At 45.4% G+C, this 26,116-nt stretch carries 14 protein-coding genes; 12 read left to right on the top strand and 2 right to left on the bottom strand.

The annotated features are described in order from the left end of the window. The 10 genes from QUA40_RS00820 to QUA40_RS00865 all read left to right on the top strand — a co-directional run. Positions 1-5,022 (top strand): HAMP domain-containing protein (locus QUA40_RS00820; protein ID WP_333121002.1); only part of this gene is annotated, 5,022 nt, incomplete at its 5' end. A gap of 131 nt (positions 5,023-5,153) precedes the next feature. Then, positions 5,154-5,981, top strand: a complete 828-nt coding sequence (locus QUA40_RS00825) for a protein-glutamate O-methyltransferase CheR (RefSeq protein ID WP_333121003.1) — start codon at positions 5,154-5,156, stop codon at positions 5,979-5,981. Further along, positions 5,935-6,660 carry a chemotaxis protein CheB gene (locus tag QUA40_RS00830; RefSeq protein WP_333121005.1) on the top strand — a complete coding sequence of 242 codons (726 nt, stop codon included), beginning with the start codon at positions 5,935-5,937 and terminating at the stop codon, positions 6,658-6,660. Before QUA40_RS00825 ends, QUA40_RS00830 begins: the two co-directional genes overlap by 47 nt. 7 nt (positions 6,661-6,667) lie before the next feature. Then, entirely contained in the window at positions 6,668-8,737 is a 2,070-nt protein-coding gene (locus QUA40_RS00835) for a response regulator (protein WP_333121007.1), read from the top strand. 139 nt (positions 8,738-8,876) lie between these two features. Continuing rightward, entirely contained in the window at positions 8,877-9,704 is an 828-nt protein-coding gene (gene map, locus QUA40_RS00840) for a type I methionyl aminopeptidase (protein WP_333121009.1), read from the top strand. Positions 9,705-9,909: 205 nt separating this feature from the next. Further along, the gene (locus QUA40_RS00845) at positions 9,910-10,602 is read left to right on the top strand and encodes a response regulator transcription factor (protein WP_333121010.1); all 693 of its coding nucleotides are present in this window, start codon (positions 9,910-9,912) and stop codon (positions 10,600-10,602) included. A 290-nt stretch (positions 10,603-10,892) separates the two neighbouring features. Further along, entirely contained in the window at positions 10,893-11,030 is a 138-nt protein-coding gene (locus tag QUA40_RS00850; RefSeq protein WP_333121012.1) for a hypothetical protein, read from the top strand. Between the two features lie 379 nt (positions 11,031-11,409). Then, a complete protein-coding gene (locus QUA40_RS00855) occupies positions 11,410-11,769 on the top strand; it encodes a hypothetical protein (protein WP_333121013.1) in 360 nt (119 codons plus the stop codon). Positions 11,770-12,294: 525 nt separating this feature from the next. Continuing rightward, on the top strand, positions 12,295-17,478 hold the full coding sequence (locus tag QUA40_RS00860) for an nSTAND1 domain-containing NTPase (protein WP_333121015.1): 5,184 nt from the start codon (positions 12,295-12,297) through the stop codon (positions 17,476-17,478). A gap of 244 nt (positions 17,479-17,722) precedes the next feature. Beyond that, positions 17,723-19,999 (top strand): FdhF/YdeP family oxidoreductase, encoded by a 2,277-nt coding sequence (locus QUA40_RS00865; RefSeq protein ID WP_333121017.1) that lies wholly within the window; start codon positions 17,723-17,725, stop codon positions 19,997-19,999. 173 nt (positions 20,000-20,172) lie between these two features. Here the strand turns inward: QUA40_RS00865 and QUA40_RS00870 are convergent, their stop codons facing one another. After that, entirely contained in the window at positions 20,173-21,267 is a 1,095-nt protein-coding gene (locus QUA40_RS00870) for a glycosyltransferase family 2 protein (protein WP_333121019.1), read from the bottom strand. Positions 21,268-21,748: 481 nt separating this feature from the next. Between QUA40_RS00870 and QUA40_RS00875 the strand changes: the two genes are divergently transcribed. Together QUA40_RS00875 and QUA40_RS00880 are read left to right on the top strand one after the other, a co-directional pair. After that, positions 21,749-22,156, top strand: coding sequence for a hypothetical protein (locus tag QUA40_RS00875; RefSeq protein ID WP_333121021.1), 408 nt, complete (start codon positions 21,749-21,751; stop codon positions 22,154-22,156). Continuing rightward, positions 22,150-24,672: a protein kinase domain-containing protein gene (locus QUA40_RS00880; RefSeq protein WP_333121023.1), complete on the top strand. Its 2,523-nt coding sequence runs from the start codon at positions 22,150-22,152 to the stop codon at positions 24,670-24,672. Before QUA40_RS00875 ends, QUA40_RS00880 begins: the two co-directional genes overlap by 7 nt. 15 nt (positions 24,673-24,687) lie before the next feature. Here the strand turns inward: QUA40_RS00880 and QUA40_RS00885 are convergent, their stop codons facing one another. After that, complete coding sequence (locus QUA40_RS00885; RefSeq protein WP_333121025.1) at positions 24,688-26,100, bottom strand: hypothetical protein; 1,413 nt, start codon at positions 26,098-26,100, stop codon at positions 24,688-24,690. Positions 26,101-26,116 lie beyond the last annotated feature (16 nt).

The raw sequence follows: 26,116 nt of genomic DNA on the forward strand, positions 1-26,116 counted from the left end.
TTAGGCGTGCAAGCGGAAGTGCGGGGAGTTGCAGGAACCTGGAAAGATTTAACGGATTCAGTTAACTCGATGGCCGGCAATCTTACCGCACAAGTGCGGAACATTGCCGAGGTGACGACTGCTGTGGCAAATGGTGACTTATCTAAAAAAATTACAGTAGATGTTAAAGGTGAAATTCTGGAGTTAAAAAACACTATTAACATCATGGTGGATCAGTTAAATTCCTTCGCATCTGAAGTAACACGGGTGGCGAGAGAAGTAGGTTCCGAAGGCAAACTCGGCGGTCAAGCAGAAGTTAAAGGAGTTGCAGGAACTTGGAAGGATTTAACTGATAGTGTTAACTTCATGGCAGGCAGTTTGACAGCACAAGTGCGGAACATCGCTGAAGTGACTACCGCTGTGGCAAAGGGCGATTTATCAAAGAAAATTACCGTCGATGTTAAAGGCGAAATTCTTGAACTCAAAAACACGGTCAACACGATGGTTGACCAGTTAAATTCCTTCGCATCTGAAGTCACCAGGGTTGCGAGGGAAGTGGGGACGGAGGGGAAATTAGGCGTACAAGCTGAAGTGCAGGAAGTAGCAGGAACCTGGAAAGATTTAACGGACTCAGTTAACTCAATGGCCGGGAATTTAACAGCACAAGTCCGCAACATTGCTGATGTGACGACGGCTGTTGCTAACGGTGACTTATCTAAGAAAATTACGGTACAAGTTAAAGGCGAAATTCTCGAACTGAAAAACACCATTAACGTGATGGTGGATCAACTTAATTCCTTCGCATCTGAAGTAACGCGGGTTGCCCGCGAAGTGGGTTCCGAAGGTAAACTCGGCGGTCAAGCGGATGTCCGAGGCGTAGCAGGAACTTGGAAGGATTTAACGGATTCAGTTAATTTTATGGCGGGTAGTTTGACGGAGCAAGTACGGAATATTGCTGCTGTTACGACTGCTGTGGCAAATGGCGATTTATCAAAGAAAATTACGGTCGATGTTAAAGGTGAAATTCTGGAGTTAAAAAACACTGTCAACACGATGGTGGATCAGTTAAATTCCTTCGCTTCTGAAGTAACTAGGGTTGCTAGGGAAGTGGGAACCGAAGGAAAATTAGGCGTGCAAGCTGAAGTCAGAGGAGTTGCAGGAACCTGGAAAGATTTAACGGATTCAGTTAACTCGATGGCCGGGAATTTAACAGCACAAGTGCGGAACATTGCGGAAGTGACAACGGCTGTGGCAAATGGCGATTTATCAAAGAAAATTACAGTAGATGTTAAAGGCGAAATTCTCGAACTGAAAAACACGATTAACATCATGGTGGATCAGTTGAGTTCCTTCGCATCTGAAGTAACCAGAGTTGCTAGGGAAGTGGGAACGGAAGGTAAATTAGGCGTGCAAGCTTACGTGCGAGGTGTAGGGGGAACTTGGAAAGATTTAACCGATAATGTTAACTTGATGGCGGGGAATTTGACGGCGCAGGTGCGGAATATTGCGGAAGTGACGAAAGCGGTGGCAAATGGGGATTTGTCTAAGAAAATTACCGTCGATGTCAAAGGCGAAATTCTCGAACTGAAAGACACTATTAACGTGATGGTGGATCAGCTTAATTCTTTTGCTTCTGAGGTAACGCGGGTGGCGCGGGAGGTGGGAACTGAGGGTAAATTGGGCGGTCAAGCTGATGTGAAAGGAGTTGCGGGAACTTGGAAAGATTTAACCGACAATGTAAACTCGATGGCGGGAAATTTGACAGCGCAAGTGCGGGGTATTGCTAAAGTTGTGACGGCGGTGGCGAATGGCGATTTGAAGCGGAAATTAATGCTGGAAGCTAAGGGAGAAATTGCGACTCTGGCAGATACGATTAACGAGATGATCGACACGCTGGCGACGTTTACGGATCAAGTTAGTACGGTGGCGCGCGAGGTGGGAATTGAAGGGAAGTTAGGTGGTCAGGCGAAGGTTCCGGGTGCGGCGGGGACGTGGCGAGATTTGACGGACAACGTGAATGAATTGGCGGCTAATCTGACTACTCAGGTGCGGGCGATCGCCGAAGTGGCAATTGCTGTTACCAGAGGCGATTTAACGAGGTCAATTTCCGTCGCCGCTGAAGGAGAAGTTGCGATCGTCAAGGACAACATCAACCAGATGATCGCCAATCTGCGGGAGACAACGCAGAAGAATACCGAGCAAGATTGGCTCAAGACAAACCTCGCTAAGTTCACTCGAATGCTGCAAGGTCAGCGGGATTTAGAAACAGTTTCTAAATTAATTTTATCAGAATTAACGCCACTGGTTTCTGCTCAGCATGGCGTCTTCTTTATGATGGAAACTGTAGAACACGACCCCTTCCTCAAACTGTTAAGTACCTACGCCTACCGCGAACGTAAAAGCTTAGGAAATAGATTCCATTTAGGCGAAGGTTTGGTAGGACAGTGCGCCCTGGAAAAGGAACGGATACTGTTGACAGAAGTGCCGGACAACTACGTTAAAATTAGCTCTGGTCTGGGAGAATCTACGCCGCTGAATGTCGTGGTTTTACCTGTACTGTTTGAAGGGCAGGTGACAGCGGTAATTGAGCTAGCTTCGTTCCGCCGCTTCAGCGAAATTCACTTGACATTTCTCGACCAACTTACAGAAAGTATCGCCATTGTTTTAAATACAATTGCGGCGAGTATGCGGACGGAAGAGTTGCTGAAACAGGCGCAATCTTTGGCAGAAGAGTTGCAAACTCAGCAAAAGGAACTAACGGATACTAACAAGCGTCTCGAACAGCAAGCGCAGGTGCAGCAGACGAATGAGGAACTGCTGAAGAAGCAGCAGGAAGAGTTGCAACAAACGAATGAAGAATTAGAAGAACAAGCTGAATTGCTAGCGCTGCAAAATAAGGAAGTTGAGCGGAAAAACCGAGATATCGAACAGGCGAGGGGGTTGTTGGAAGAAAGAGCCGAACAGTTGGCTCTCACTTCTAAGTATAAGTCGGAGTTTCTGGCAAATATGTCTCACGAGTTGCGAACTCCGCTGAATTCGCTGTTGATTCTCGCTCGATTGCTTTCTGACAATACTGAAGGCAATTTGACTCTGAAGCAAGTTGAATACACGCGGACTATTTACTCGGCGGGAACAGATTTGTTAGGGCTGATTAATGACATCTTGGATCTCGCTAAGATTGAATCGGGCACGATGTCGGTGGAAATTGAGCAAGTGTTGTTTGTGGACTTGCGAGATCATTTGGATCGGACTTTCCGCCAAATCGCCCAGGATAAGAAGTTGAGTTTTCAATTAGAGCTTGAATTGGGGTTGCCAAAAGGTCTCTATACTGATGCTAAACGGCTGCAACAAGTTTTGAAGAATCTCCTCTCTAATGCGTTTAAGTTTACAGAGCGGGGTGAGGTAAAATTGCGTGTCGAAGTAGCGCGGCAAGGGTGGAGTTTAGAGATAGAAAGTTTAACGAGTTCCCCTACTGTTTTGGCTTTCTCCGTTAGCGATACGGGGATTGGGATTTCTGCTGAAAAACACAGGGTTATTTTTGAGGCTTTCCAACAAGCTGATGGTAGCACTAGCCGCAAATACGGGGGCACGGGTTTAGGTTTGTCTATTAGTAGAGAAATCGCTAATATGTTAGGCGGAGAAATTAAATTGACAAGCCGCCCGGGAGAGGGTAGTAAGTTCACGCTTTATCTGCCGCAAACTTACCAAGAATCGCGAACAATGGATGATAATGAACCGGGAATTGGCAAGCAAACGGCTCAATTGCCGGCTGCTATTTCTTCCTCAGTTCCTTCGCCGAATTTTCACTTGCCGATCGCTCCTTATCCATCACCTATTATCGCTGATGACCGGGAAACTGTCGATCCCGGCGATCGCGTGCTGTTGATTATTGAAGATGACGTGAATTTCGCTCGCATTCTTTTGGATATGGCGCGGGATCAGGGTTTTAAAGGTTTAGTGGCTTTACGGAGCGATATCGGTTTGGCGATGGCGCGAGAGTTCAAGCCAACTGCGATTATGCTGGATCTAAATTTGCCTGTGATGGATGGCTGGACAGTGCTCGATCGCTTGAAGCATGATGGGAATACGCGCCACATTCCGGTTCACATTGTATCAGTTGAAGAAGGGCGGCAGCGCAGTTTGCAGTTAGGGGCGATCGCCTATTTGCAAAAACCTGTTAGCAGCGAAGCTTTGAGCAAAGCTTTGACTGATATTAAGGGTTTTGTCGATCGGCGAGTCAAGAGTCTGCTCGTCGTGGAAGACGACGAAACACAGCGTCTCAGCATTGTGGATTTAATTGGCAACCACGATGTTTCTACAACGGCTGTGGGCAGTGGTGCAGAGGCGCTAGAAACTTTGAAAGTGGGGCATTTTGACTGCATTGTACTCGATTTGGGACTGCCAGATATGACGGGTTTTGAACTGATCGAGCAGATCAAGCAAGATGCAACTTTAAAAAGTCTGCCGATTATTGTTTATACCGGCAAAGACTTGACGAGAGCCGAAGAAACTCAACTGAAGCGGATGGCGGAAACAATAATTGTTAAAGATGTGCGATCGCCGGAACGTTTGTTAGATGAAACAGCTTTGTTTTTGCACCGAGTCCAAGCAAATTTGCCGGAACCGAAGCGCCAAATGCTAGAGCAATTGTATCAAACAGATTCGACCCTCGCGGGCAAAAAAGTCTTGATTGTTGACGACGATATGCGGAATATTTTCGCCCTGACGAGTATGCTGGAGCGCCATCAAATGCAAATTGTGTTTGCTGAAAACGGCAGAGAGGGCATTGCTACATTGCAAAATACGCCTGACATAAATATTGTGTTGATGGACGTGATGATGCCAGAGATGGACGGTTACGAAACAATGCAAGCAATTCGTAATATCCCTCAATTCGCTTCGCTACCAATGATTGCTCTTACTGCGAAAGCTATGAAGGGCGATCGGGAAAAATGTATCGAAGCTGGGGCGTCTGACTACATTACCAAACCTGTTGATACGGAACAGTTGCTCTCGCTGCTGCGTGTTTGGCTTTATAGATAATGGAAGTCAGTTGTCAGTTGGCACTTGACTGTTGTAAGTTGTCAGTTGTCATTAGTGAGCAGTCAACAGTCAACAGTCAACAGTCAACAGTCAACAGTCAACAATGCCCAATAACCAATTAGTAATTAAAAATGTCCGAAAGCCATGAACTTGAAACAATCGAAATTCAACTCCTACTAGAGGGAATGTTTCGCTATTACGGATTTGATTTTCGCAATTATGCTCTTGCCTCTCTCAAGCGCCGCATTTGGAACACTATTCGCTCGGAACGGCTCACCAGTGTCTCGGCACTTCAGGAAAAGGTACTCCACCATCCGGGCTACCTAGACCGTTTGCTGGTGGACATTTCTGTCAATGTAACGGCGATGTTTCGCGATCCCAGCTTTTACGTTAGTTTCAGAAATAAAGTGGTGCCGCTGCTGCGTACTTATCCTTTTATTCGGATTTGGCACGCTGGATGTTCAACGGGAGAAGAAGTCTATTCTATGGCTATCTTGCTGCAAGAAGAAGGACTTTATGACCGTTGTAGGATTTACGCTACTGACATGAATGAATTAGTGTTGAAGACAGCAAAAAATGGTATTTTTCCGCTGAAACAAATGCAAGAATATACGCACCTCTACCACCAAGCAGGGGGCAAAAAAGCGTTCTCTGAGTATTACACTGCTGCCTATGAAAATGCGATTTTTCGAGCTTCTCTTAAAGAGAATATTGTCTTTGCTCACCACAATTTGGCGATGGATACTTCTTTTAATGAGTTTAATGTAATCTTGTGCCGAAATGTGCTAATTTATTTCAATTCATCCCTCCAAGATCGGGTACACAAGCTTTTTTATGACAGCCTGGCAATGTTTGGAGTTTTAGGGCTGGGACATCAGGAGTCTCTAAATTTTACACTTTATGAAAAACACTATGAACCAATTGAACGTAGTGATAAAATCTACCGCCGAGTTAAATAAAAAAAATTTTGAAATAGTGGTTATTGGCACGTCTTTGGGAGGGCTACAGGCTCTGACTGTACTGCTGGCAAATTTGCCGAAAAGCTTTCCTTTGCCTGTAGTTATTGTGCAACACCGCCATAAAAGTTCTCAGGATAGGCTTAGTGATTTTTTGCAACAGCAAAGTTCTCTCCCCATCACAGATGCAGAAGACAAAGAGCCGATCGCCCCAGGACGGGTTTATTTGGCTCCTGCTGACTATCACTTGCTCATAGAATCGCCCCGCGAGTGGGAGCAGAGCTTGTCTGACAACGACTTTACAAAGTGGGGGAGGATTCCAGTGGAGCCAATCTACAATTCAAAATCCCCAATCGTCTGTCGCGCAAGTCCTACATTTGCATTATCAACTGAGGCTCCTGTGTGTTACGCGCGGCCATCAATCGATGTGCTTTTTGAGTCTGCAGCAGATGCCTTTGGGGAGAAAGTTATCGGCATAATTTTAACGGGAGCTAATTCTGATGGCACTGAAGGGCTGGCAAAAATTAAAGCTGAGGGAGGATTGACATTTGTGGAGGAACCGGCTTCTGCTTTATGCCGAACCATGCCAGCGTCGGCGATCGCAAATGTTGAAGTAGACTGGATTTTACCCCTCTCTAAAATCGCTCCCTGTTTAGTCAATTTGCTAAGAATTAAAGATTAAAAAAATTATGAATCTGCAGTCCCCCGATCGAGTAAATGTCCTTTTAGTTGACGATCGCCCAGAAAATTTGGTAGCTCTAGAAGCTATTCTCAACAGCCCCTCTTATAATCTAGTACCAGCTAATTCGGGCGCGGAGGCTCTGAGATGTCTGCTTAATGAAGATTTTGCGGTAATTTTGCTTGATGTGCAGATGCCGGGAATGGATGGATTTGAGACAGCAACATTGATTCGCTCTAGAGATCGATCGCGATCGACTCCGATTATTTTTATCACAGCATTCAGCAGTAATGACACCCACGTGTTTAAAGGTTATTCACTGGGTGCGGTGGATTACCTCTTCAAACCCTTGGAACCAGAAATATTGACATCGAAAGTTCAGGTATTTGTGGAATTGTTCCAAAAAACAGTCGAAGTGAAGCAGCAAGCAACAGAGTTAGCTGCTGTTAATAGTGAACTAAGTAAAAGTGAAGAGCGGTTTCGCACTTTGTGTGCTTGTTCGCCGCTAGGAATTTACTTAGCTGACGTTGAAGGCCACTGTACTTACATCAACCCGCGTTGTCAAGCGATTTGCGGGTTAACTTTGGAGGAAAGTTTGGCAGAGGTTTGGCAGCGGGAAGTTCATCCAGAAGATCGCGATCGCGTAGTAGCAGATTGGTTAGCTTGGATTAAAGAAGGTCAGGAATATTCTAGCGAGTTTCGATTAGCTTCTAACGAAACTGTGCGTTGGATTCACGTGCAGTCATCGCCAATGTTTTCGGATTTAGGAAAACTGATCGGTCACGTGGGCACGGTTAGAGATGTCACAGACCGCAAGCAAGCAGAGGAAGAACGCGGCAGACTAATCCGGGAACAAGTGGCGCGGCAAGAAGCTGAGAGAGCTAACCAGATGAAGGATGAATTTCTAGCTATTCTCTCTCACGAACTCCGTACTCCTTTAAATGCAATTCTCGGCTGGTCTAGGCTGCTTCGTACCAAAAGATTTGACCCAGACACTATTGAAAAAGCCCTAGAAACAATTGAGCGTAATGCTAAATCTCAATCTCAACTCATCGAAGATATTTTAGATGTTTCGCGGATTCTCCGAGGGAAACTAAATTTAAATAAGCATCCGATTCGGTTGGAATCGGCGATCAAGCTGGCAATAGATTCTTTGCAGCCGCTGACTGAGGAAAAATCAATAGTCATAGAATTAACGTGCAGTCCAAATGTAGGTGAAGTTATCGGCGATTTCGATCGCTTGCAGCAAATTGTGTGGAATTTGCTGTCAAATGCGATTAAGTTTAGTCCGCAAGATGGTAAAGTAGAGGTGCGGTTAGAGTCAGTTGGAGATGAGGCTCAAATTCAGATAATTGATAGCGGCATTGGTATCGCTCCTGATTTTTTGCCTTATGTTTTCGATCGCTTCCGCCAAGCTGATAGCAGCACAACTAGGTCTTACGGGGGTTTGGGACTGGGATTGGCGATCGTCCGTCACTTGGTGGAACTGCACGGCGGTAAGGTGGATGCAGAAAATAATCCCGGCGAGGGTGCGAAATTTACGGTGGCTTTACCTGTGGCACAGAGGAAGGCCCGAGGTGCAGAGGATGCTTGGTCGCAGGTGAATGAGCCGGCAAAGGTTCTCCCCACTCTGGGTAATTTGCAATTGCTGGTGGTGGATGATCAGGATGACACGCGGGAGTTTTTGATTGCTTTACTCGAGGACGAAGGAGCTGTGGTGCGATCGGCCGCATCGGTTGCTGAGGCTCTAGCTGCACTAGAGAGTTCTTGGCCGGATGTGCTGCTGAGCGACATTGGAATGCCGGGAGCAGACGGCTACGAGTTGATCGCGCAGGTGAGAGAAATGGAAGTGCTCAGGGGTGGAAAGATGCCTGCGATTGCTCTGACTGCCTACGCCAGAGAGGAAGAGCGCAAGCAAGCGCTGGAAGCTGGTTTTCAGATGCACTTATCTAAACCAGTTGACATAAATAAGTTAATTGCCGGAATTGCTAACCTCACAGGAAGACTCGGAAATCCCGCTCCAACGGGCTCGGCGGTTGAAACCGCTTTGTTGACCCCCCAATCCCGTGCCGATTACTGAGAAAAATATTAAGCTAGCTTAAAGGACAAGCGATAGACAGTTCGGAACAAGACACTCGTTTTTCCACAAAAAACTGGATCTTTGCCGTTTTTTTGCTTCAACCTGCCGTCAAAGTACAAAATTACCCGCCAATCAATACATGAATATTTTTAGCAGTCTGCTTTCTAGCCCAACTCAAGCACCCCAAGTCAAAAAACAGCGTCGAGGCATTGAAATTAAGTCGGAACGCGAAATCGAAATTATGCGGCAGGCAGCGAAAATCGTTGCAACGGTACTCAAAGAAATTTCCCAAATGGTGAAACCGGGAATGACGACTGCTGATTTGGATGCTTATGCCGAAAAACGCATCCGTGCTATGGGGGCAACTCCGAGTTTTAAAGGCTATCACGGTTTCCCTGGATCGATTTGCTCTAGCATTAATAACGAAGTTGTTCACGGCATCCCCAGCGCCAAAAAAGTAATTCGGGCCGGAGATGTTCTCAAGGTAGATACGGGGGCATATTACCAAGGTTTTCACGGCGATTCTTGCATTACGATCGCAGTTGTGGAAGTGACTCCCGAATCTGCCAAATTAATCCGAGTCGCAGAAGAAGCTCTCTACAAAGGCATCGAACAAGTGAAGGCTGGAGCCTATTTGCTCGATCTGGCTGGTGCGATCGAAGATCATGTCAAAAGCAACGGTTTTAGCATCGTTGAGGAGTTTACTGGCCACGGTGTCGGGCGAAATTTGCACGAGGAACCGTCGGTTTTCAATTTCCGCACGCGGGAAATGCCGAACGTGAAATTGCGATCGGGCATGACATTGGCGATCGAACCAATTCTGAATGCCGGTTCTAAGTACACTCGGACGCTTTCTGACAAGTGGACGGCTGTAACGGTTGACAATGCTATGTCGGCTCAGTTTGAGCATACTGTTTTGGTGACAGAAACTGGTTATGAAATTTTGACCGATCGTTCAAAAGTTTAAGTGGAAGGGTTCAACAATAATTTTGAGTTTTGAGTTTTGAGTTTTGAATTAAAGATTTAAAAACTTTTTCATCGTTAAATCAAAACCTAACTCAAAACTCTTGAGTTGAACAATATTTTTTTGAGTTCCTTCGAGGGATGGAGTGACAATAAGACTTAAATGCGGCTAAATTAAAAAATAGTGGTAAAGCGTAAAGGTAACAACTATGTCAGCACGATTATTATTGGTAGATGATGAACCGGGCTTGCGGGAAGCAGTACAAGCTTATTTGGAAGATAGCGATTTTGCGGTTGAGGTTGCCAGTAATGCTCGGGATGGGTGGGAACTCTTGCAGCAGTACAATCCCGATTTGGTGATTTCAGACATTATGATGCCCCAGGTGGACGGTTATCAATTTCTCAAGCAAGTGCGGGAAGATCCTCGCTATAAGGCTTTGCCGGTGGTGTTTTTGACGGCTAAGGGGATGACGAGCGATCGTATTCAAGGCTATCAAGCAGGCTGCGATGCTTATCTTTCTAAGCCCTTCGATCCCGACGAATTAGTAGCAATAGTAACCAATTTGCTGGCCCGCCGCGCGGCTGCTAAGGAGACGAGCGAAAATGCTGAAAGTCCAGATATTGCTGCTTTGACAAGCCAAATGGCGAGAATTGAGTCTTTGCTGAGTGGGCGGAGTTCGATCGTCCAAAGTCCTTCGCCGATTAAAATTGATTTGACTCCGCGAGAACAAAGTGTTTTGGATTTGGTTGCTCAAGGTTTGATGAATAAGGAAATTGCCCGCCGCTTGGAAACTAGCGTGCGTAATGTCGAAAAGTACGTCAGCCGTTTGTTTAGCAAGACGGGTACTAACAGCCGTACTGAGTTGGTTCGCTTCGCTCTCGAACACGGCTTGACGAAATAGGAGCCCTCTCGACTTGGCTGGAGGCTCTTCCTTGCTTATCTGCGTTACCAGGAAGAGCCTGTTGAGTTGACAGTTGACAGTTGACAGCTTGCCCTGAGCGGCTTGTGCTGAGCGTAGCCGAAGTAAGTCGAAGGGTTGACCGCACGCGGGGCGACCTCTACCTGGAAGGAAGAGGATTGGAGTAATGAATAGTCTTCTTTTAATTTCTCCCTACAAGGGTTCCGGCTTTAAACCAATTCTTTCTGGTAACGAAAATCCTGCAAAAACTTAGAAATGTTAAGATATAAGTATTGACAGATATCCGGTGGCTGTGGTATAGCACATCAGCTTGCTGGTGGCAGCGCGGGAGTCCGAAAACTGGTGTGCGAAAACTGGTGTGCGAAAACTGGTGTGCGATCGAACTTCTCACCCACTTTGCTTTGAGCTGAGATGGAACACTCCCCAAGGCTGGGGAATTACTTAACGGGAAAACCTGACTGTTTAAGAGTTTTCACGTAGTAAATAGAAAGCCAAACAGTTCACTGGATATGCTCCGTTAAGCAAACTTGCCGCGAAGATTCACAGATAAGGTTATATCCTGTGGAAAAACAAGCCACTATTAATTAATGACTGTGCTCAAAAACGGATACTTGCGAACGGCAGGAGTGGTAAGTAGCCCACAATTTTAGACCCTAGTTCAAGCTCTCAGATTCATCTGTGGAGTAAATCTAAAATCTAAAATCTAAAATCTACTGACAGCCCCCTAAAGTAGTCGCAGATGTTGAAATTATAGCACCACCACAATTTAGTTTATACCAGGAGGATAGTATGAGGAAAATCACGGCGCTACAAAGGATAAGCGCCATAGTAGCACTGCCGATCGTACTAATAGCCAATACAACTCAAGCTTTTGCTACTGATACCAGTCAGAAAATAGAGCCAATTAAGAAAGTTTCGGATTTTGGCGATGAGCTAGATTTTGATATGGCGACACCCACAACAATCAGCATTGAAGAAAGCGAGGATTGGGATGAACCTGATTTTACAGCTACTTTAGATATGGAGATTAGTAAATTTATGACAAACAATCTTCAAGCTGTAATTGATGAGCCGCCGCCGGTAGTTTATCTCAGTGCGGCGAGGGGCCAGTCAACCCGGCAATGCCGGATTTCTGGGATATGCGAATAACTGAATCGGATTTGTGCGATTTGGGCTATGGCTGGGAACCCCGCAAACTACGACTCTTTTGCTGGGTAGAATGTGAGCACTTATCAAGATTTCACTAAAATCCGGTTGATTTGGCTGGGAATAGGCGAATAACAGAGTATGTATTTTTTTTGGTATGCTTGAAGGCGATCGGCTAAAATAATAAGTATGCAGGCTGAAATAAACTTAACTAATTGATAGTTCCCAGTAATGGGAAATCGCCCACAAGGGCAGAAATAAAATTAATCCTAGGATTCTTCGCAGTGATTTGCTAACGGAAAAACGGGTAAAAGTAAACTTATAGCAACCGCCAAAACGGTTAGGAAGTTCTTAATTGCACTTTCCCCTGCCGTCGATTCATTCCATCCGTTAAATCCGTTAAATAATCCGTTAAATAATCCGTTGCCGAACTTCCCTCCGTTAAATCCGTTAAATAATCCGTTGCCGAACTTCCTTTTTTCGGCAGTTGACAGCACCTATCCTGAGAAAATTTTTCAAATATTAATTATGATTAATTCGCACTGCCAGCAAGACACCGCAGCACAGCAAAACAAAAGTTCGCTGCAAACTCTCACGCGCACTTTGAGAATGTCTCAGGGGCAATTTTCGCTGATTTTGGTGCGGTGCAATTACAGTGCGATGAGAGAGGAAACTGTACGGCAATTGCGGGAGGAGTCTGATATCGAGATTCTAGAAATTGTCCTCCAGCCATCTGTTAAAACTCTTTACACGACGATAGAAACCAAACTTTCCTGCAGCCACCCGGCAGCTTTAATGGTGTTTGGATTGGAATCGGTAAGTGCGATTGATAGACTGCTGACTTCTACCAACTACGTGAGGGAAGAATTTCGCAATAATTTTCCCTTCCCGGTGGTGCTGTGGGTGACAGACAAAATCTTAAAAAAACTGATTCGGTTAGTAACAGATATCGAAACTTGGACGACAAGTGTGGAATTTGTGATTGGCCCCGACGACTTGGTGGATTTCCTGGGCAAAAGTGCCGATCGCATTTTTTCCAGCATTTTAGAAAGTGGCAATTGGCGTTTAACTAATTCTGCCATTCTCGGAGCCAATTCTTTGAGTGAACTAGAGTCGGCTAGCCAAGACTTGCAAACTTGCAACATCAGATTAGAACCAGCTATTGAAGCGAGTTTGCAATTTATTCGCGGTAGGCACGAATATGCTTGTCACCGCATCCCGGCGGCTATTGAATTGTATCAAAAAAGTCTCAGTTTTTGGAAGCATCAAGTAGCATTTATTGGACAAAAAACAGAATTTAGCAATTTGTTATTTACCGTTCACCCAGCACCGGTGTTAGAGGGAATGCTGCTATTCCACATCGGTCTTTGCTACCGCTTCCAAGCAGAACAACACCGCAGCGGCAACCGTCCTTACTGGACGGAAGCTAAGAATTATTTTCAGGAGTGTATTGATGTTTTAGAACGGGCGGGACGGCCGGATGCCGTTGGTATATTCATCAATCAACTTGGCGAAGTATTGCAGCATTTAGAAGATTGGGAGGCACTCTGGAATTTAGGTATCAAAGCTCGGAAGTTACATGAAAATATGGAAAATTCAGCAGTTAATTTGGCTCAAGATTACGGCTTTTTGGCTAGAGTAGCCTTAGAGCAAAAGAACTGGCAAGGGGCGAAAGAATGGGCTTTAATCGCTCTAGACGTTCTCAACTCAAATTTAGAAGCGATGGGACAGGGAACCCCTGTAAAGTCGCAGCATCAAGGCTTATATCGGTTAATTTTAGCAGAGGCCCAGAGCCAGTTGGGTGAGGTGCAGGAGGCGATCGCACATTTAGAGCTTGCTCGCTCGGAAACCGAAGCGTGCTACAACCCGCAACTGTATTTGCGGGTTTTAGAAATGCTGCGATCGCTCTATTTTCAGCGGGGAGAATATCTCAAAGCTTTTCAAATTAAGCAAGATTACCGAGCGGTGGAGCACACGTATCGGTTCCGAGCTTTTATTGGAGCTGGAAAGTTGCAGCCGCACAGAGAAGCGGTTAATTCCGTCGCCGAAACTATTGCCGACGCTGCTACTATTGCTGACGAAATTACTGCTTCCGGCAGAGAGCAAGACCTCAACCGCTTAATATACAGGATGAACAATACCCCCGACAAACTGACAGTAATTTACGGTCAGTCGGGAGTTGGCAAAAGTTCAATAGTCACGGGAGGATTAGTACCAGCTCTCAAACAAAAAAAAATAGAAATGCGGACTGTTTTGCCCGTAGTGCTGCAAGTTTACAACAACTGGCCGCGGGAATTGACCAGACAGTTATCTGCTGGAAAAGCTGAAATATTCGATCCTGAAATTGCCGAAGCAGTACCTGAAACTGCTCCGGTAGATTTTCCAGTACAAGGAGGTGCAGTCGAGGGAAATCTTATTTCGGGATTTCACAGTGGCTCGACTGGGAATAATGAGGATCAAAGGGAACAGTCACAGCCAGTAGAATTAATCATACAACAACAGGCGATCGAATACGAAAACATTATCAAGGAGCTGCAAAGAAATTCCGAACATTTAGTGACTGTTCTGATATTTGACCAATTTGAAGAATTTTTTTTCGTGTGGAAAGAGCCAGCGGAAAGACAAATATTTTTTGATTTTTTGCGAGAATGCTTAAAAATCAAATATTTAAAAGTCGTTCTGTGTTTGCGGGAAGATTACCTGCACTATTTGCTGGAATTTTCCCGACCCAAAAGCCAGACAGGATTCGTTAACAATGATATTTTGGAGGACATTCTCAGCAAAAACATTCTGTTTTATTTGGGAAATTTTTCGCTGGTGGATGCGCGATCGGTAATTCGCACTTTAACTGAGCGAGCGCAGTTTTACTTAGAAGCGGAGCTGATCGAAGAATTAGTCAAAAATTTAGCTGGAGAATTGGGAGAAGTCCGCCCGATCGAACTACAACTGGTCGGCGCTCAACTGCAACAAGAGAACATTAGAACTTTAAGTCAATATCAGGAACTCGGCAACAATCCGCAACAAAAATTAGTCGAAAGGTTTCTCGAAGAAGTCATCAAAGATTGCGGCCCAGAGAATGAAGTAGCTGCACGCAGAGTATTGTATTTGCTCACAGATGAAGAGGAGATACGTCCCCTCAAAACCCGCGCAGAATTAGCCTCAAGTTTAGCGACCTTTGCTGAAGCTGATAAATTAGATTTAGTCTTAGAACTGTTAGTAAACTCGGGTTTAGTTTTTCGATGGACGGAACTACCGGCAGAGCTTTATCAGCTCGTTCACGATTATTTAGTTAGCTTCATTCGCCAGCAGCAAGAATTAGATCAAAAGGCAGAATTTGAGGAACTGCGAAAGCAAAACCAAATTAACCGAGATGAAATTGAACAAATTCGCAAAGACAGAGAGCAAGATGCTTTGCTGTCGGAAGCTAGAGACAAACAGTACCAAGCGGAAGCTCAACTTTACCAAACTCGGAGATGGCAATTGCGGGCGGCGGTTGTAGGAGTGCTTGTACTCGCAGGTGTTTCGGGGATGGCATTCGAGCAAGCAAAATTAGCAGAAATCGCACGGCAAGAAGCAGAAAAAAGTCGGACTGATGCCCTAAATTCGGCGTCGGAAGCTTTGGTGCTTTCTAATGAAAAAAATCAATTAGGAGTGTTGGAAAATAGTATCAAAATTGCTCGTGATTCTCAGAAAAGTACAGCGCTGCCTGTGGAGACTAAAAATCAAATTGCTGAAAGACTCAGACAAGCAGTTTCCGGGGTGCAAGAACGCAACCGTTTCGAGCAGCACAGCAAGTTTGTTTTGGATGTGAGTGTCAGCCCCGATGGCAATTCAGTTGCTTCGGCAAGTGCTGACAAAACTGTTAAATTGTGGAGCAAAGAAGGAAAGTTATTAAAAACTTTCAATCACCCAGATAGCGTGACGAGTGTTAGTTTTAGTCCGGATGGGAAAACGATCGCTACTGGTTGTGCCGATCGTACAATTAGAATTTGGCAAGTAGATAACGACAAAAGTGCGATCGGCATTTTATCCGGCCACCGCGATATCGTCACCAGCGTCAGTTTCAGTCCCGACGGCAAAACCCTAGCTTCCGCCAGTCACGACAACACCGTCAAAATCTGGAACCTTGCGAACAAAAAATTGCTGCAAACCTTAACTGGACACAAAGACTGGGTGCTCGGCGTCAGTTTCAGCCCCGACGGCCAAACAATTGCCTCAGCAAGTGTTGACAAAACTATCAAACTTTGGAACCGAGAAACTAAAACCCAGAAATTTACAATTAATCCCAAAACATTAACCAAACATTCTGGCATTGTTTACAGCGTTAAGTTCAGTCCAAACAGTCGAGAACTCGTCTCAGCAAGTGCCGACACCACAGCCAAAATTTGGAACCGAAATGGTGAGGAAATCAGAACTCTCAAAGGACACAACGATGAAGTTGTCAGCGCGAGTTTCAGTCGCGATGGCGAAAAAATTGTCACCGGCAGTGCAGACGATACGGTGAAAGTTTGGAGTCGCAGCGGCACTTTGCTCAACACTTTTCGAGGACATCAAGATGACGTGAGGGCAGTGAGTTTCAGCGGCGACGGCACTATTGCTTCCGCAAGTAAGGACAAAATAGTGAAAATATGGAAACCGGACAGCACTCCGCTGAATAAGATTTTATCGGGACACGGAGACTGGGTTTACAAAGTCAGTTTTAGTGCTGACAGCAAAATAATTGCCTCTGCTAGCGGGGACAAAACAGTGAGACTTTGGCGGGCTGACGGCAGTTTATTCAAAATCTTAGAAGGTCACACTGATTCTGTTACCTGGGTGAGCATTTCACCTGATGATAAAACTGTTGCTTCGGCGAGTGATGACAAAACAGTGAAAGTCTGGAGTTTAAACGGCAAACTGTTAGATACTCTCAGCCACAGTGGCATTGTCCGAAGCGTGACTTTTAGTCCAGACGGAAAGATAATTGCCGCCGCAAATGCCGATCGCAAATTGTACCTCTGGCGCTGGAACGGTTCTAAAGCAACTTTGTTTGCAAAACTCGATCACAGCAATCCAGTAATTAGCGTTAGCTTCAGTCCCGACGGCAAAACTATTGCTACTGCTACCGCTGCTGAGGACAAGCCAAGCGGGAAGAAAAAGGCTTTTGAAATTACCGGAGAAAAGAGAGTTTACCTCTGGCAATTTAACGGTTCGTCGGCGAAAATTCTGAAAACTCTCGACCACCAGGACAGCGTTAAAAATGTTAGCTTCAGTCCCGACGGCAAGACTATTGCTGCTGCTTGCGCTGACAAAAAAGTTTACTTGTGGGGGTTTGATGGCAAGGTGGCGAATTTAACTGAAAAACTCGACCACAGCGATACGGTAGAAAGCGTGAGTTTTAGTCCCGACGGCAAATTAATTGCGGCGGCGAGTGCGGGAAATACTGTTAAGCTGTGGAATTTTGACGGCAAGAAGGCGCTGCTATATAAGACTTTGGAATCGAGCGATCCGGTGTTGAGCGTTACTTTTAGTTCGGACAGCAAAACTCTGGCTTTTGCTAGCAGCGATAGGACTGTAATTCTGTGGCCTTTGGAGAATTTGGAACTGAATAAAATCATTGCTCGCAGTTGCGAATGGTTAGGAGATTATTTGCAGAATGACCCGAATGTTGCTGAGGGCGATCGACTGCTGTGTCTTGGGTTTGGGAAGCAGGCGTTAAATAAGAGGAAATAAACCGTAAGCTAGGACGGGCTAGAAGCCCATCCCACAAAAATAATTTTTTCTTGTGGGATAGGCTTTGAGCATCGCCCGAAAATTTAATTAAAAGGACTTTTGCAAGATAAGACGGCGGTTGAAACCGCCGGTATTCTTAAAATATCTATCTATTGACGAATTTTTTGTGTTGTAAATTTGCAGTAAATTAGACTAATAAACTTAACAGCACATCAACCCGCCATTCAAACAAAAGGTAAACCGCATGAATGTCAACTCCCAAAATGTCCAACCAATCCCGCCATTCAACGAGACAAACGAGGAAACACCAGAGATAGGTGGCGGTTTGCCCGTAATAGAATATTGGGCAGAACATACATTGTCCCCGGAAGGGCCGAAACTTTGGAAAACTTTGCTGCACAAAAGTGCTTGTTTGTCCTGTTCTTGGGGCACTGGCGGGCAGAAAGGAGGTTTTACAAATGAAGAGGGCGAAAAACTTCAGCGGTGCATGAAAAGCGTTGAAGCAATCTCCGCTGAAATCAAGCCCGCTATCTCAACTCAATTTTTTGAAAAGAAGAGTATTGCAGAACTTCAGCAATTAACTTCAATGGAAGCCGATAGGTTGGGAAGGCTTAGTTTTCCAATGATTTTGCGGGCTGGTTCATCTCATTACCATCGCATTTCTTGGGAAGAAGTTTATCAAATTGCCGAAGCTGCTTTTCGCAAAACCCCCGAAAGAGTCGCATCTTACAGTTCCGGTCGCTCTTCCAACGAAGCGGCTTTTCTGCTGCAATTGATGATGCGGGCGATGGGTTCCAATAACTTAGCAGATTGTTCCGATCTCTGCCACGCTCCCTCGACAACTGGCTTAAGCGAAATGTTTGCCACACGCACCTCGGTAGTGAGTCTAGAAAACTTGAAGCAAGCAGATTGCGTCATACTCGCGGGCAGCAATTCTTCCTACAACCATCCCCGCTTGATGAACGAGTTAATTAAAATTCGCGACAAAGGCGGTAAAATAATTGTAATCAATCCGGTGATGGAAATCGGGTTAGTCAAGTTTGGTTCTCCCGCATTTCCCGTCAAGTCGCTCATCCCCGGTTCCGATATTTCCTCCTTATACTTGCAACCAATTCCGGGCAGCGATACGGCGCTATTTGTCGGCATCCAAAAATCTTTAATCGAACAAGAATTGCTGGAAAAAAACTACTTACAAGCCTATACAGAAGGCTGGGAAGCAGTAGTAAAGCACGCCCGCGAAACCTCTTGGGAAACTATTACTAAAACCTGCGGAGTTTCCCAAGCAGAAATTGAGGCAGCAGCCAAAATTATCGGCACGTCCCAGCGGGTTGTATTCGGTTGGGCGATGGGAATTACCCAACACGATAACGGTGTAGATAACGTTTTCAGCATTGCCAATACTGCTTTAATGACAGGAAATGTGGGCAAAGAAGGGGCGGGATTAATGCCCGTCAGAGGACACTCAAACGTCCAAGGATTCGGCTCTATGGGCGTGACTGTGAAGCTGAAAAAAGAAATTCAACAAGCTTTAGAAAAGTTATTGAATCGTCCCCTGAGCCGCGTTAAGGGTTACGAAACTCGATCGCTCATTGAAGCAGCAGATGCAGGCAAAGTCGATACGCTGATGTGTCTGGGCGGCAACTTGTATGGGGCAAATCCAGATTCAACGCAGGCAAAACGGGCTTTAGGTAAAATTAAAACTATTATTTACCTTGCCACCAAACCGAATTTAGGGCATTTTCACGGATTAGCCAAGCACAATACAATTGTGATTCCGGTGCTGAATCGCTTTGAAAATCCCCACAAAACAACAGTGGAATCCGGTAATAATTTTGTGCGTTTAAATGATGAGGGCGAAACTCATCTCAAAAATGCCGATCTGATTCCAGAGGTACAATTCTTGACGGAATTAGCTAGCAGAATTCACGGCGAGTTTCCCGTAAATTGGCGCCAACTTCAAGACACAAAATACATTCGGCAATTGATTGCTAAAACTATTCCTGGCTATGAAAAAATAGCGACAATTGATGAAACCAAAGAGGAGTTTACCATCGGCGGTCGCATTTTTACAGAACCTAAATTTCCTACAGAGTCTGGGAAAGCGAAGATGTTTGTCACCCCTTTACCTAAGCTGAAATTACCGGAAGCTAAAGAGTTTGGAGTATCGGAATCAACACAGGGTATTGTTGTGGCATTGATGACGGGACGCAGCTATTCTCAGCACAATACTGTCGTCTACAAAATTGATGACAAATACCGGGGAATGCCGCACCGAAACTGCATTTTGATGAATCGTGCGGATGCAGAAAGCACGGGTTTTCAAGAACATCAGCGGGTTACGGTACAGGGAAATGTGGGAAAAATGGAAAATGTTGAGGTGATTTACGGGGCGGTTCGTCAGGGTGCTGCTTTGATGTTTTATCCTGAAGTTAATGTGATTTTTCACCCGGAAATTGAAAAGCGATCGGGCACGCCTGCTTACAAGCGCGTACCTGCTTTTGTATACGCGGAAGTTCGGTAACGGATTCTGTAAGGGATGTTAGGATGTTAGGATTATTTCTGCCTTATTTCTTCTTCCTTCTGTCTTCTATAACTCACATTTTAGATAATTTTTAAGAACAGGCAAGATGCCTGTTCCACAAGGAGTTAATTTTTGGTGGGTGGGCATCTTGCCTGCCCATATGCAAGTCTTAATTAACTCTTAATTTGCAAAACTCTACCCCGCCAAGTCCATCCCCAACCCGTTTCGGTTTTAATCGCAGAACCGATCGCAATCGCCGCCACTAACGCACCTCCCAAACCTCCCAACCACCAGTATTTCGTCGGACAGTCAGAAATCTCGGCACCCAAGCGGCGCAAATTGTAATGCTGCCAAATTACGATTACAAATAAACAAATAGTTAACCAGGTAATTGGCAATTGGTAATTGGTAATTGGTAATTGGTAATTGGTGATTGTCAGAATTTCGGCGAAGTCCCCGTTTGCCAGCAAAATAGCTAATGCCAACCACGGCATCGGATAAAGAAAAAACATAATTGTAGCCATGTAAACCATCAAGCCCCAACTGCGGTTAGCGCCGAGATACAGATTCTTTGTCCAGCCTTCCCACAATGCGCTCCAAGACCGATACATCCGCACAGATGCCAAATTTGACCCGGAATAAAGTCCGAGCTTTAAAGCCGCACGTTTGATGCGTCTAGCTAATTCCACATCTTCCACAATTTCGCCGGCAACGGCCTGGTGACCGCCAATTTTTTCGTAAGCCGATCGCCTAAATAACATAAATGGGCCGCCGGCAAAAGCACTGTCTATTTTCGAGGAATCGTTGACCGCGGTAAAGTCGTAGCAAACTGCTAGGTGATTAAACATTATCGGCTGCACTAACCACTCGGCAAAACACTCACAAACCAGCGCTGGCATACAGGTGAACAAGTCTATTTTCTCGGTTTCTACTGTGGCGATAGCGGTTTCGATCGCCCCTGGTTTGAGTCGCACATCGGCATCGATAAATAATAAGAAGTCTCCGGTTGCTATTTGAACAGCTTGGGCGCAGGCCCAGTTTTTGCCCGCCCAATATTGGTTGGTTGGTCGCGGCTGACCTGCTAATATTTTAAGCCGGGGGTCGTTGAGATGCTGTTGCAGGGTTTGCCCGATCGCTAGCGTGTCGTCTGTCGAGCGATCGTCTACAATTAAAACCTCTAAGTTGTCCACAGACAGCGGTGTACTGTCCAAAATGGCGATCGCGCAATCCCGAATATTCTCGGCTTCGTTGTATGCTGGTACGATCACCGAAACCTTGGGGAACTCTGCGGCTAGCCCAGGTGAGGGGCTCGCTGAAATTTTGTCGGTTCGAGGCGCATTTTTGACCGATCGGCGCAAATTCTTCGTGTAAGCTCTACTTACTATCAGAGAAAAAATTAGCAGGGTTAACAATATCAAAGTGAACTGACCTCAAAATTTTTGTGCACAATTTGTCTCTCTAAATATTAAAAAATATTAAAACAAAAAGCTAGTCGATCGCCCGAAAAGTTATTTTGACCGCCTCTTTTGCTATAATTTGTGAGCATCTTTCGGCTCGCCCGCAGCGAGGGGTAAGACCCCTCACCCAGTCAGCGACCGAAAAGCCGAGGATAGATATCAGTTGTCAGAGGAGATTGCAATGGGCGAATTTTTTACAGTCGATGTGTTTGCGAACACGATAGCGGTACTCGGCGCTTTGGGTTTTTTCTTTTTGGGATATCAAGCTTTGCAGATGTTGAAAAAATAAAGTATGTCAGAACTGAGATGTTGCACCATTGTCAAGAACGGGCAAGATGCCCGTTCCACAAAGAATGAGTTTTCTTGTGGAACAGGCATCTTGCCTGTTCCTAAACAAGTAATTGAGAATGGGGCAATATCTCAGTCAGAAGTCAGAAGTCAGAAGTCAGAAGGAAAGAAGTCAGAAGGAAAGAAGGAAGAGGGAAGTCGTCCGATGGAAGTCGGAATAAGGAGAGAAAGAAGCAGGAAAGAAACAACTATTCCGAATACCCAATGCCCTGTTTTGCCAATGCCCAATGCCCTGTTTTGCCAATGCCCAGGAACACCTAATTTACCTGAAAAAGGCTATACAACTGACTCAACAGTGCAACTGTTTCTTGCGAAAATCAACCAAAAAAAGGCTGCGTTATTATCATGGTGAGCCAACTTTTAGATGGACGCTATCAAATCATTGAAGTCATAGAAACAGGAGAATTTGGACAAACATATCTTGCCAAAGATATTCGCCGTCCGGGAGAACCGCAGTGCTTTGTCAAACACCTGCGTCCTGGTACCACCGAACCGAAATTAATTAATACTACGCGCCGTCTTTTTCAAAAAGAAGCAGAAGTTCTAGAAAAGCTAGGTCAACACGACCAAATTCCTCAGCTATTCGCTTATTTTGAAGAAAATGAAGAATTTTTCTTAGTTGAATCCTTTGTTGCCGGTCACTCGCTATCAACCGAGATTGTACCGGGCAAGCCTCTAAGCGAAGAAAAAATGATTCCTTTGCTGAAGGAACTGTTAGAAATTTTAGTGTTTGTACACGGACAGGGGGTAATTCACCGAGATATTAAACCGGCAAATTTAATCCGCCGCTATTCAGACAACAAGTTAGTTTTAATCGACTTTGGCTCGGTGAAAGAAATTCACATCGCTCAAAGACAAGCGCCGGTAACTGTGCGGATTGGCACGCTGGAATATATGCCGATCGAACAATTTCAATACAACCCGCAACTCAACAGCGATATCTACGCTTTGGGAATGATTGGTATCCAAGCAATGACGGGTTTGCCGGCTTACGATTTGCCGAAACTTCGGGATTTGAAAAATTCTAATAAAGGCGAAATTGTTTGGCGGCATTTAGCCACGTGTTCCCAAGCGCTGGCCGATGTTTTGGACAATATGGTGCGCTACGATTTTCGGGAGAGGTACCAGTCGGCGGCGGAAGCTTTAGCCGATTTGAGGAAAATTGGCGATCGCTCTCGGGCGCGGATTCCCAAGCTGACAATATATCGCGAAGAAGTCGATCGGCGCAGCAGCAGCCGCGGTGACATTACAGTCGTCGGTCGTAGAATATTAGATGAACTGCGCGTCAGTTTGGAATTGCTGCCAGAAGAAGCAGAGGCGATCGAAGATGAGGTATTGAACCCTTACCGCAAATACAGGGAAAAAGGCGAACGCTACGAACAATCACTGCAAGAAGCAATGCAGCAAGAATATCCCTTTTCTTTGGAAACTCGCGACGAATTAAAACGCTTGCAGCAAGTTTTAGGGCTTACCGACGAAGATGCCGCGAAAATCGAAGAATTAGTCATTCCTAAATCTTTATTTGCTAAATTGTACAAGGCGATATCCACAGTTTTGGAGGGACACCGCAACCCCAATCCGCCACCAGCGAGCAGCGCCCCTCAACTCGAATTGCAGGCAAGTCCGGTGGTATCCCCGCAGGTAAATCTAAACGGAAAAACCGATTTGTCGTTAGCGCAGCCCTCGGAGAGGATCGCCCCGACCGCAACGCTTGTCCCCAAAGAAACTCGCAAATTCAATCCTTATCTCGCCGGAGCAACAATTGCGGCTATCTTAGCTGCGATCGGCGGAATTTACGGATATCTCAAGTTGCAAGAATGGCAGCAGCGAGCCCAGCAAGAATCCCAACAGTTCAATCAAATTGAAGCTCTTTATAAAGCCAGCAATTATGAAGACTGCATCAGCCAAATACCAACAATTGCCAACACGAACAGCAGCTATGCGTCCGCTCAGGACTTACAGAAACAGTGCCAAGCAGGCTTGCAGTGGAAGAACGCCAAAGTCAAAAATTTCGCTCAGCATTCAGATGCCGTTGGGTCTGTTGCTTTCAGTCCAGACGGCTTAATGTTAGCCAGCGGTTCTAAAGACAAAACCATCCAAATTTGGGATTTAGCTACAGGCAAGTCGATCCGCACTTTTCCAGGAGATTCCTCCACTATTTGGTCGGTTGCTTTTGACTCAAAGGGTACGAAACTGGCGACTGGAACCGGTTTTTGGCGAGTCATGCTGTGGGATTTGAAAACAGGGCAAGTGATTCGCAGTCTCGACCACACTGCTTCTGTTTGGTCTGTCGCTCTCAGCCCCGACGGACAGCTTGTGGCTAGTGGCAGCGGAGACAAAACCACAAAGATTTCGGATGCAGCAACTGGTCGTTTGATTTACAATTTGCCAGACCATACAGATTTTGTTTATTCTGTTGCTTTCACTCCAGATGGAAAACGTTTGGTTAGCGCTTCTAAGGATAAAAAAATTACAATTGTTGATGTCGCAACAGGGGCGTTGCTCAAAACTATTGAGGGACACGGCGACGCGGTGAGGTCGGTTGCTGTTAGCCCGGACGGTAAGACAATTGTTAGCGGTTCCTACGATGAAACTATTAAAATCTGGAATCTCGAAACAGGAGATTTAATACGCTCGATCAAGGGACATTCAGACGATATTGTCTCGGTTGCTATCAGCCCGGACGGCAAGTTTATTGCGAGCGGAAGCAAGGATAAAACTATTAAAATTTGGGATTTTGCTACCGGAGAATTGCTGAATACTTTGACGGGACATACGGATGAGGTTTATGTGGTGACTTTTAGTCCCGATGGAAAAACTATTGCTAGCGGTTCTAAAGACAATACTATTAAGTTGTGGCTGAGGTAATTAGTCCCCTGTCATTTAATTGCTGTAATTCAGCTCGTTTTTTAAGCTTGGGGGAAAGTGCCAATAAGGCGTTTCTAATTCGTCCTCAGTTGGATAATTTTCAGTTGAGTTCTCTCGGATTTGAAAAAAGTAGTAGAGGTTAGCCACAGTTAAATCGGATATTTCTTGCCAATTCGAGGCAGCTAAAGCTTGATAGCCGGTAGCGATCGCCTGCTGACTGATATAAAATTCGTATCTCCGGCGGATTTCCGGCGACACAGCGAAGGTTAACTGGTCGCGCAAGGATAGAAAGTGAGACTTTTGCTTTAAACTTTCATAAAGTGAAGGTTCCGCAGCTAATACCGCAAATGTAGTGTACACGCTGCTTTTTAAACTATCGCCAGTGAGTTTATCTAAACTAGCTAACTGGTGCAGCTCTTTTGGAGACAAAGTTTCCATCCAATCAACCTCATTTTGCCAAAATTCTATTACACTTAAATCATGACCGAGAATCCTAGTAACTTCGGGAAATAAAAAATCTAGTTCTGGTTCCGATTGACATTTTTTAACAACAGTTAGAATATTTTGACTAATTTTTGATTGGAGTTCCAGCAGGCGATCGCTCACCATATCGTAGGCCCGCTGCAAGTGAAACGTGACGCCGATCGCCTGCTCGATCGCCCAAACACATTCCATTTGCCTGAGCTGTCCTGCAGAACACAGCCCCTCCAACAAACTAGGATTATCATAAATTTTTAAAGCCTTAAACAGCATATCCCGCCCGCTATTAATTTCGGAATTCCGAAGTTTAATATCTGGCACTGTCAGGGCTGACTGACAGCGTTTGATAGCTTTAGAAAAAATCTCATAACCGTTAACCAGTTTCTGGCGGTGCATTTCAAAACTTGAGTCGTGAGCCACCTTAAAAATCTGCTGGATCACCTCTACTCCTCTATCTTTGAGGATGTGTCTGAGATCAATAAATCCGTCTTTAATTTTTAGCTTTTGGTGCTTTGCCTCTTCTCGGATTTTTAATACTTGGTTGAGGTTTACTGCTGACAAAACTGTGCTCGATACAGCGCCAATACCAATGACAGCAGCAGTCGCTTGCATAACTGCCAAATTAATTTTCAGACAGTTAAGCATTCTGTATATTTTTTGAAACCCCTGATGAGTTTGAGCAACCTGCAACGGCGCCAGTGTCACGTACACGGGAGCTACCAGGGGCTGTATGGGGCCACCTCCGGCTAACTGTGCGAGCAATCCTATAACTCCGCGATCGGCTATAGTTTCACTTCTTGATTGATAAAAGATTTTTGCAAGCTCCACAAACTCCCCTGTCACCGGATCTCTAGCTGCCGGGAGCAATTTTCCTGTTTTGGCAGCAGGCTGTACAAGGTTGCCACTATTGAGTCGCGCCTGAGTTGCAGGGGTGAATATATAATCCATGTGGTGACTCAGTTTC

It is taken from the genome of Microcoleus sp. Pol11C3 (genome assembly GCF_036701485.1).
Classification (GTDB): Bacteria; Cyanobacteriota; Cyanobacteriia; order Cyanobacteriales; family Microcoleaceae; genus Microcoleus.

Bases quoted from the DNA above. Each gene is read 5' to 3' on its own strand.
- QUA40_RS00825 (WP_333121003.1), top strand. From the start codon at position 5,154: ATGTCCGAAAGCCATGAACTTGAAACAATCGAAATTCAACTCCTACTA.
- QUA40_RS00830 (WP_333121005.1), top strand. From the start codon at position 5,935: ATGAACCAATTGAACGTAGTGATAAAATCTACCGCCGAGTTAAATAAA.
- QUA40_RS00835 (WP_333121007.1), top strand. From the start codon at position 6,668: ATGAATCTGCAGTCCCCCGATCGAGTAAATGTCCTTTTAGTTGACGAT.
- map (WP_333121009.1), top strand. From the start codon at position 8,877: ATGAATATTTTTAGCAGTCTGCTTTCTAGCCCAACTCAAGCACCCCAA.
- QUA40_RS00845 (WP_333121010.1), top strand. From the start codon at position 9,910: ATGTCAGCACGATTATTATTGGTAGATGATGAACCGGGCTTGCGGGAA.
- QUA40_RS00855 (WP_333121013.1), top strand. From the start codon at position 11,410: ATGAGGAAAATCACGGCGCTACAAAGGATAAGCGCCATAGTAGCACTG.
- QUA40_RS00860 (WP_333121015.1), top strand. From the start codon at position 12,295: ATGATTAATTCGCACTGCCAGCAAGACACCGCAGCACAGCAAAACAAA.
- QUA40_RS00865 (WP_333121017.1), top strand. From the start codon at position 17,723: ATGAATGTCAACTCCCAAAATGTCCAACCAATCCCGCCATTCAACGAG.
- QUA40_RS00875 (WP_333121021.1), top strand. From the start codon at position 21,749: ATGTCAGAACTGAGATGTTGCACCATTGTCAAGAACGGGCAAGATGCC.
- QUA40_RS00880 (WP_333121023.1), top strand. From the start codon at position 22,150: ATGGTGAGCCAACTTTTAGATGGACGCTATCAAATCATTGAAGTCATA.
- QUA40_RS00885 (WP_333121025.1), bottom strand. From the start codon at position 26,100: ATGGATTATATATTCACCCCTGCAACTCAGGCGCGACTCAATAGTGGC.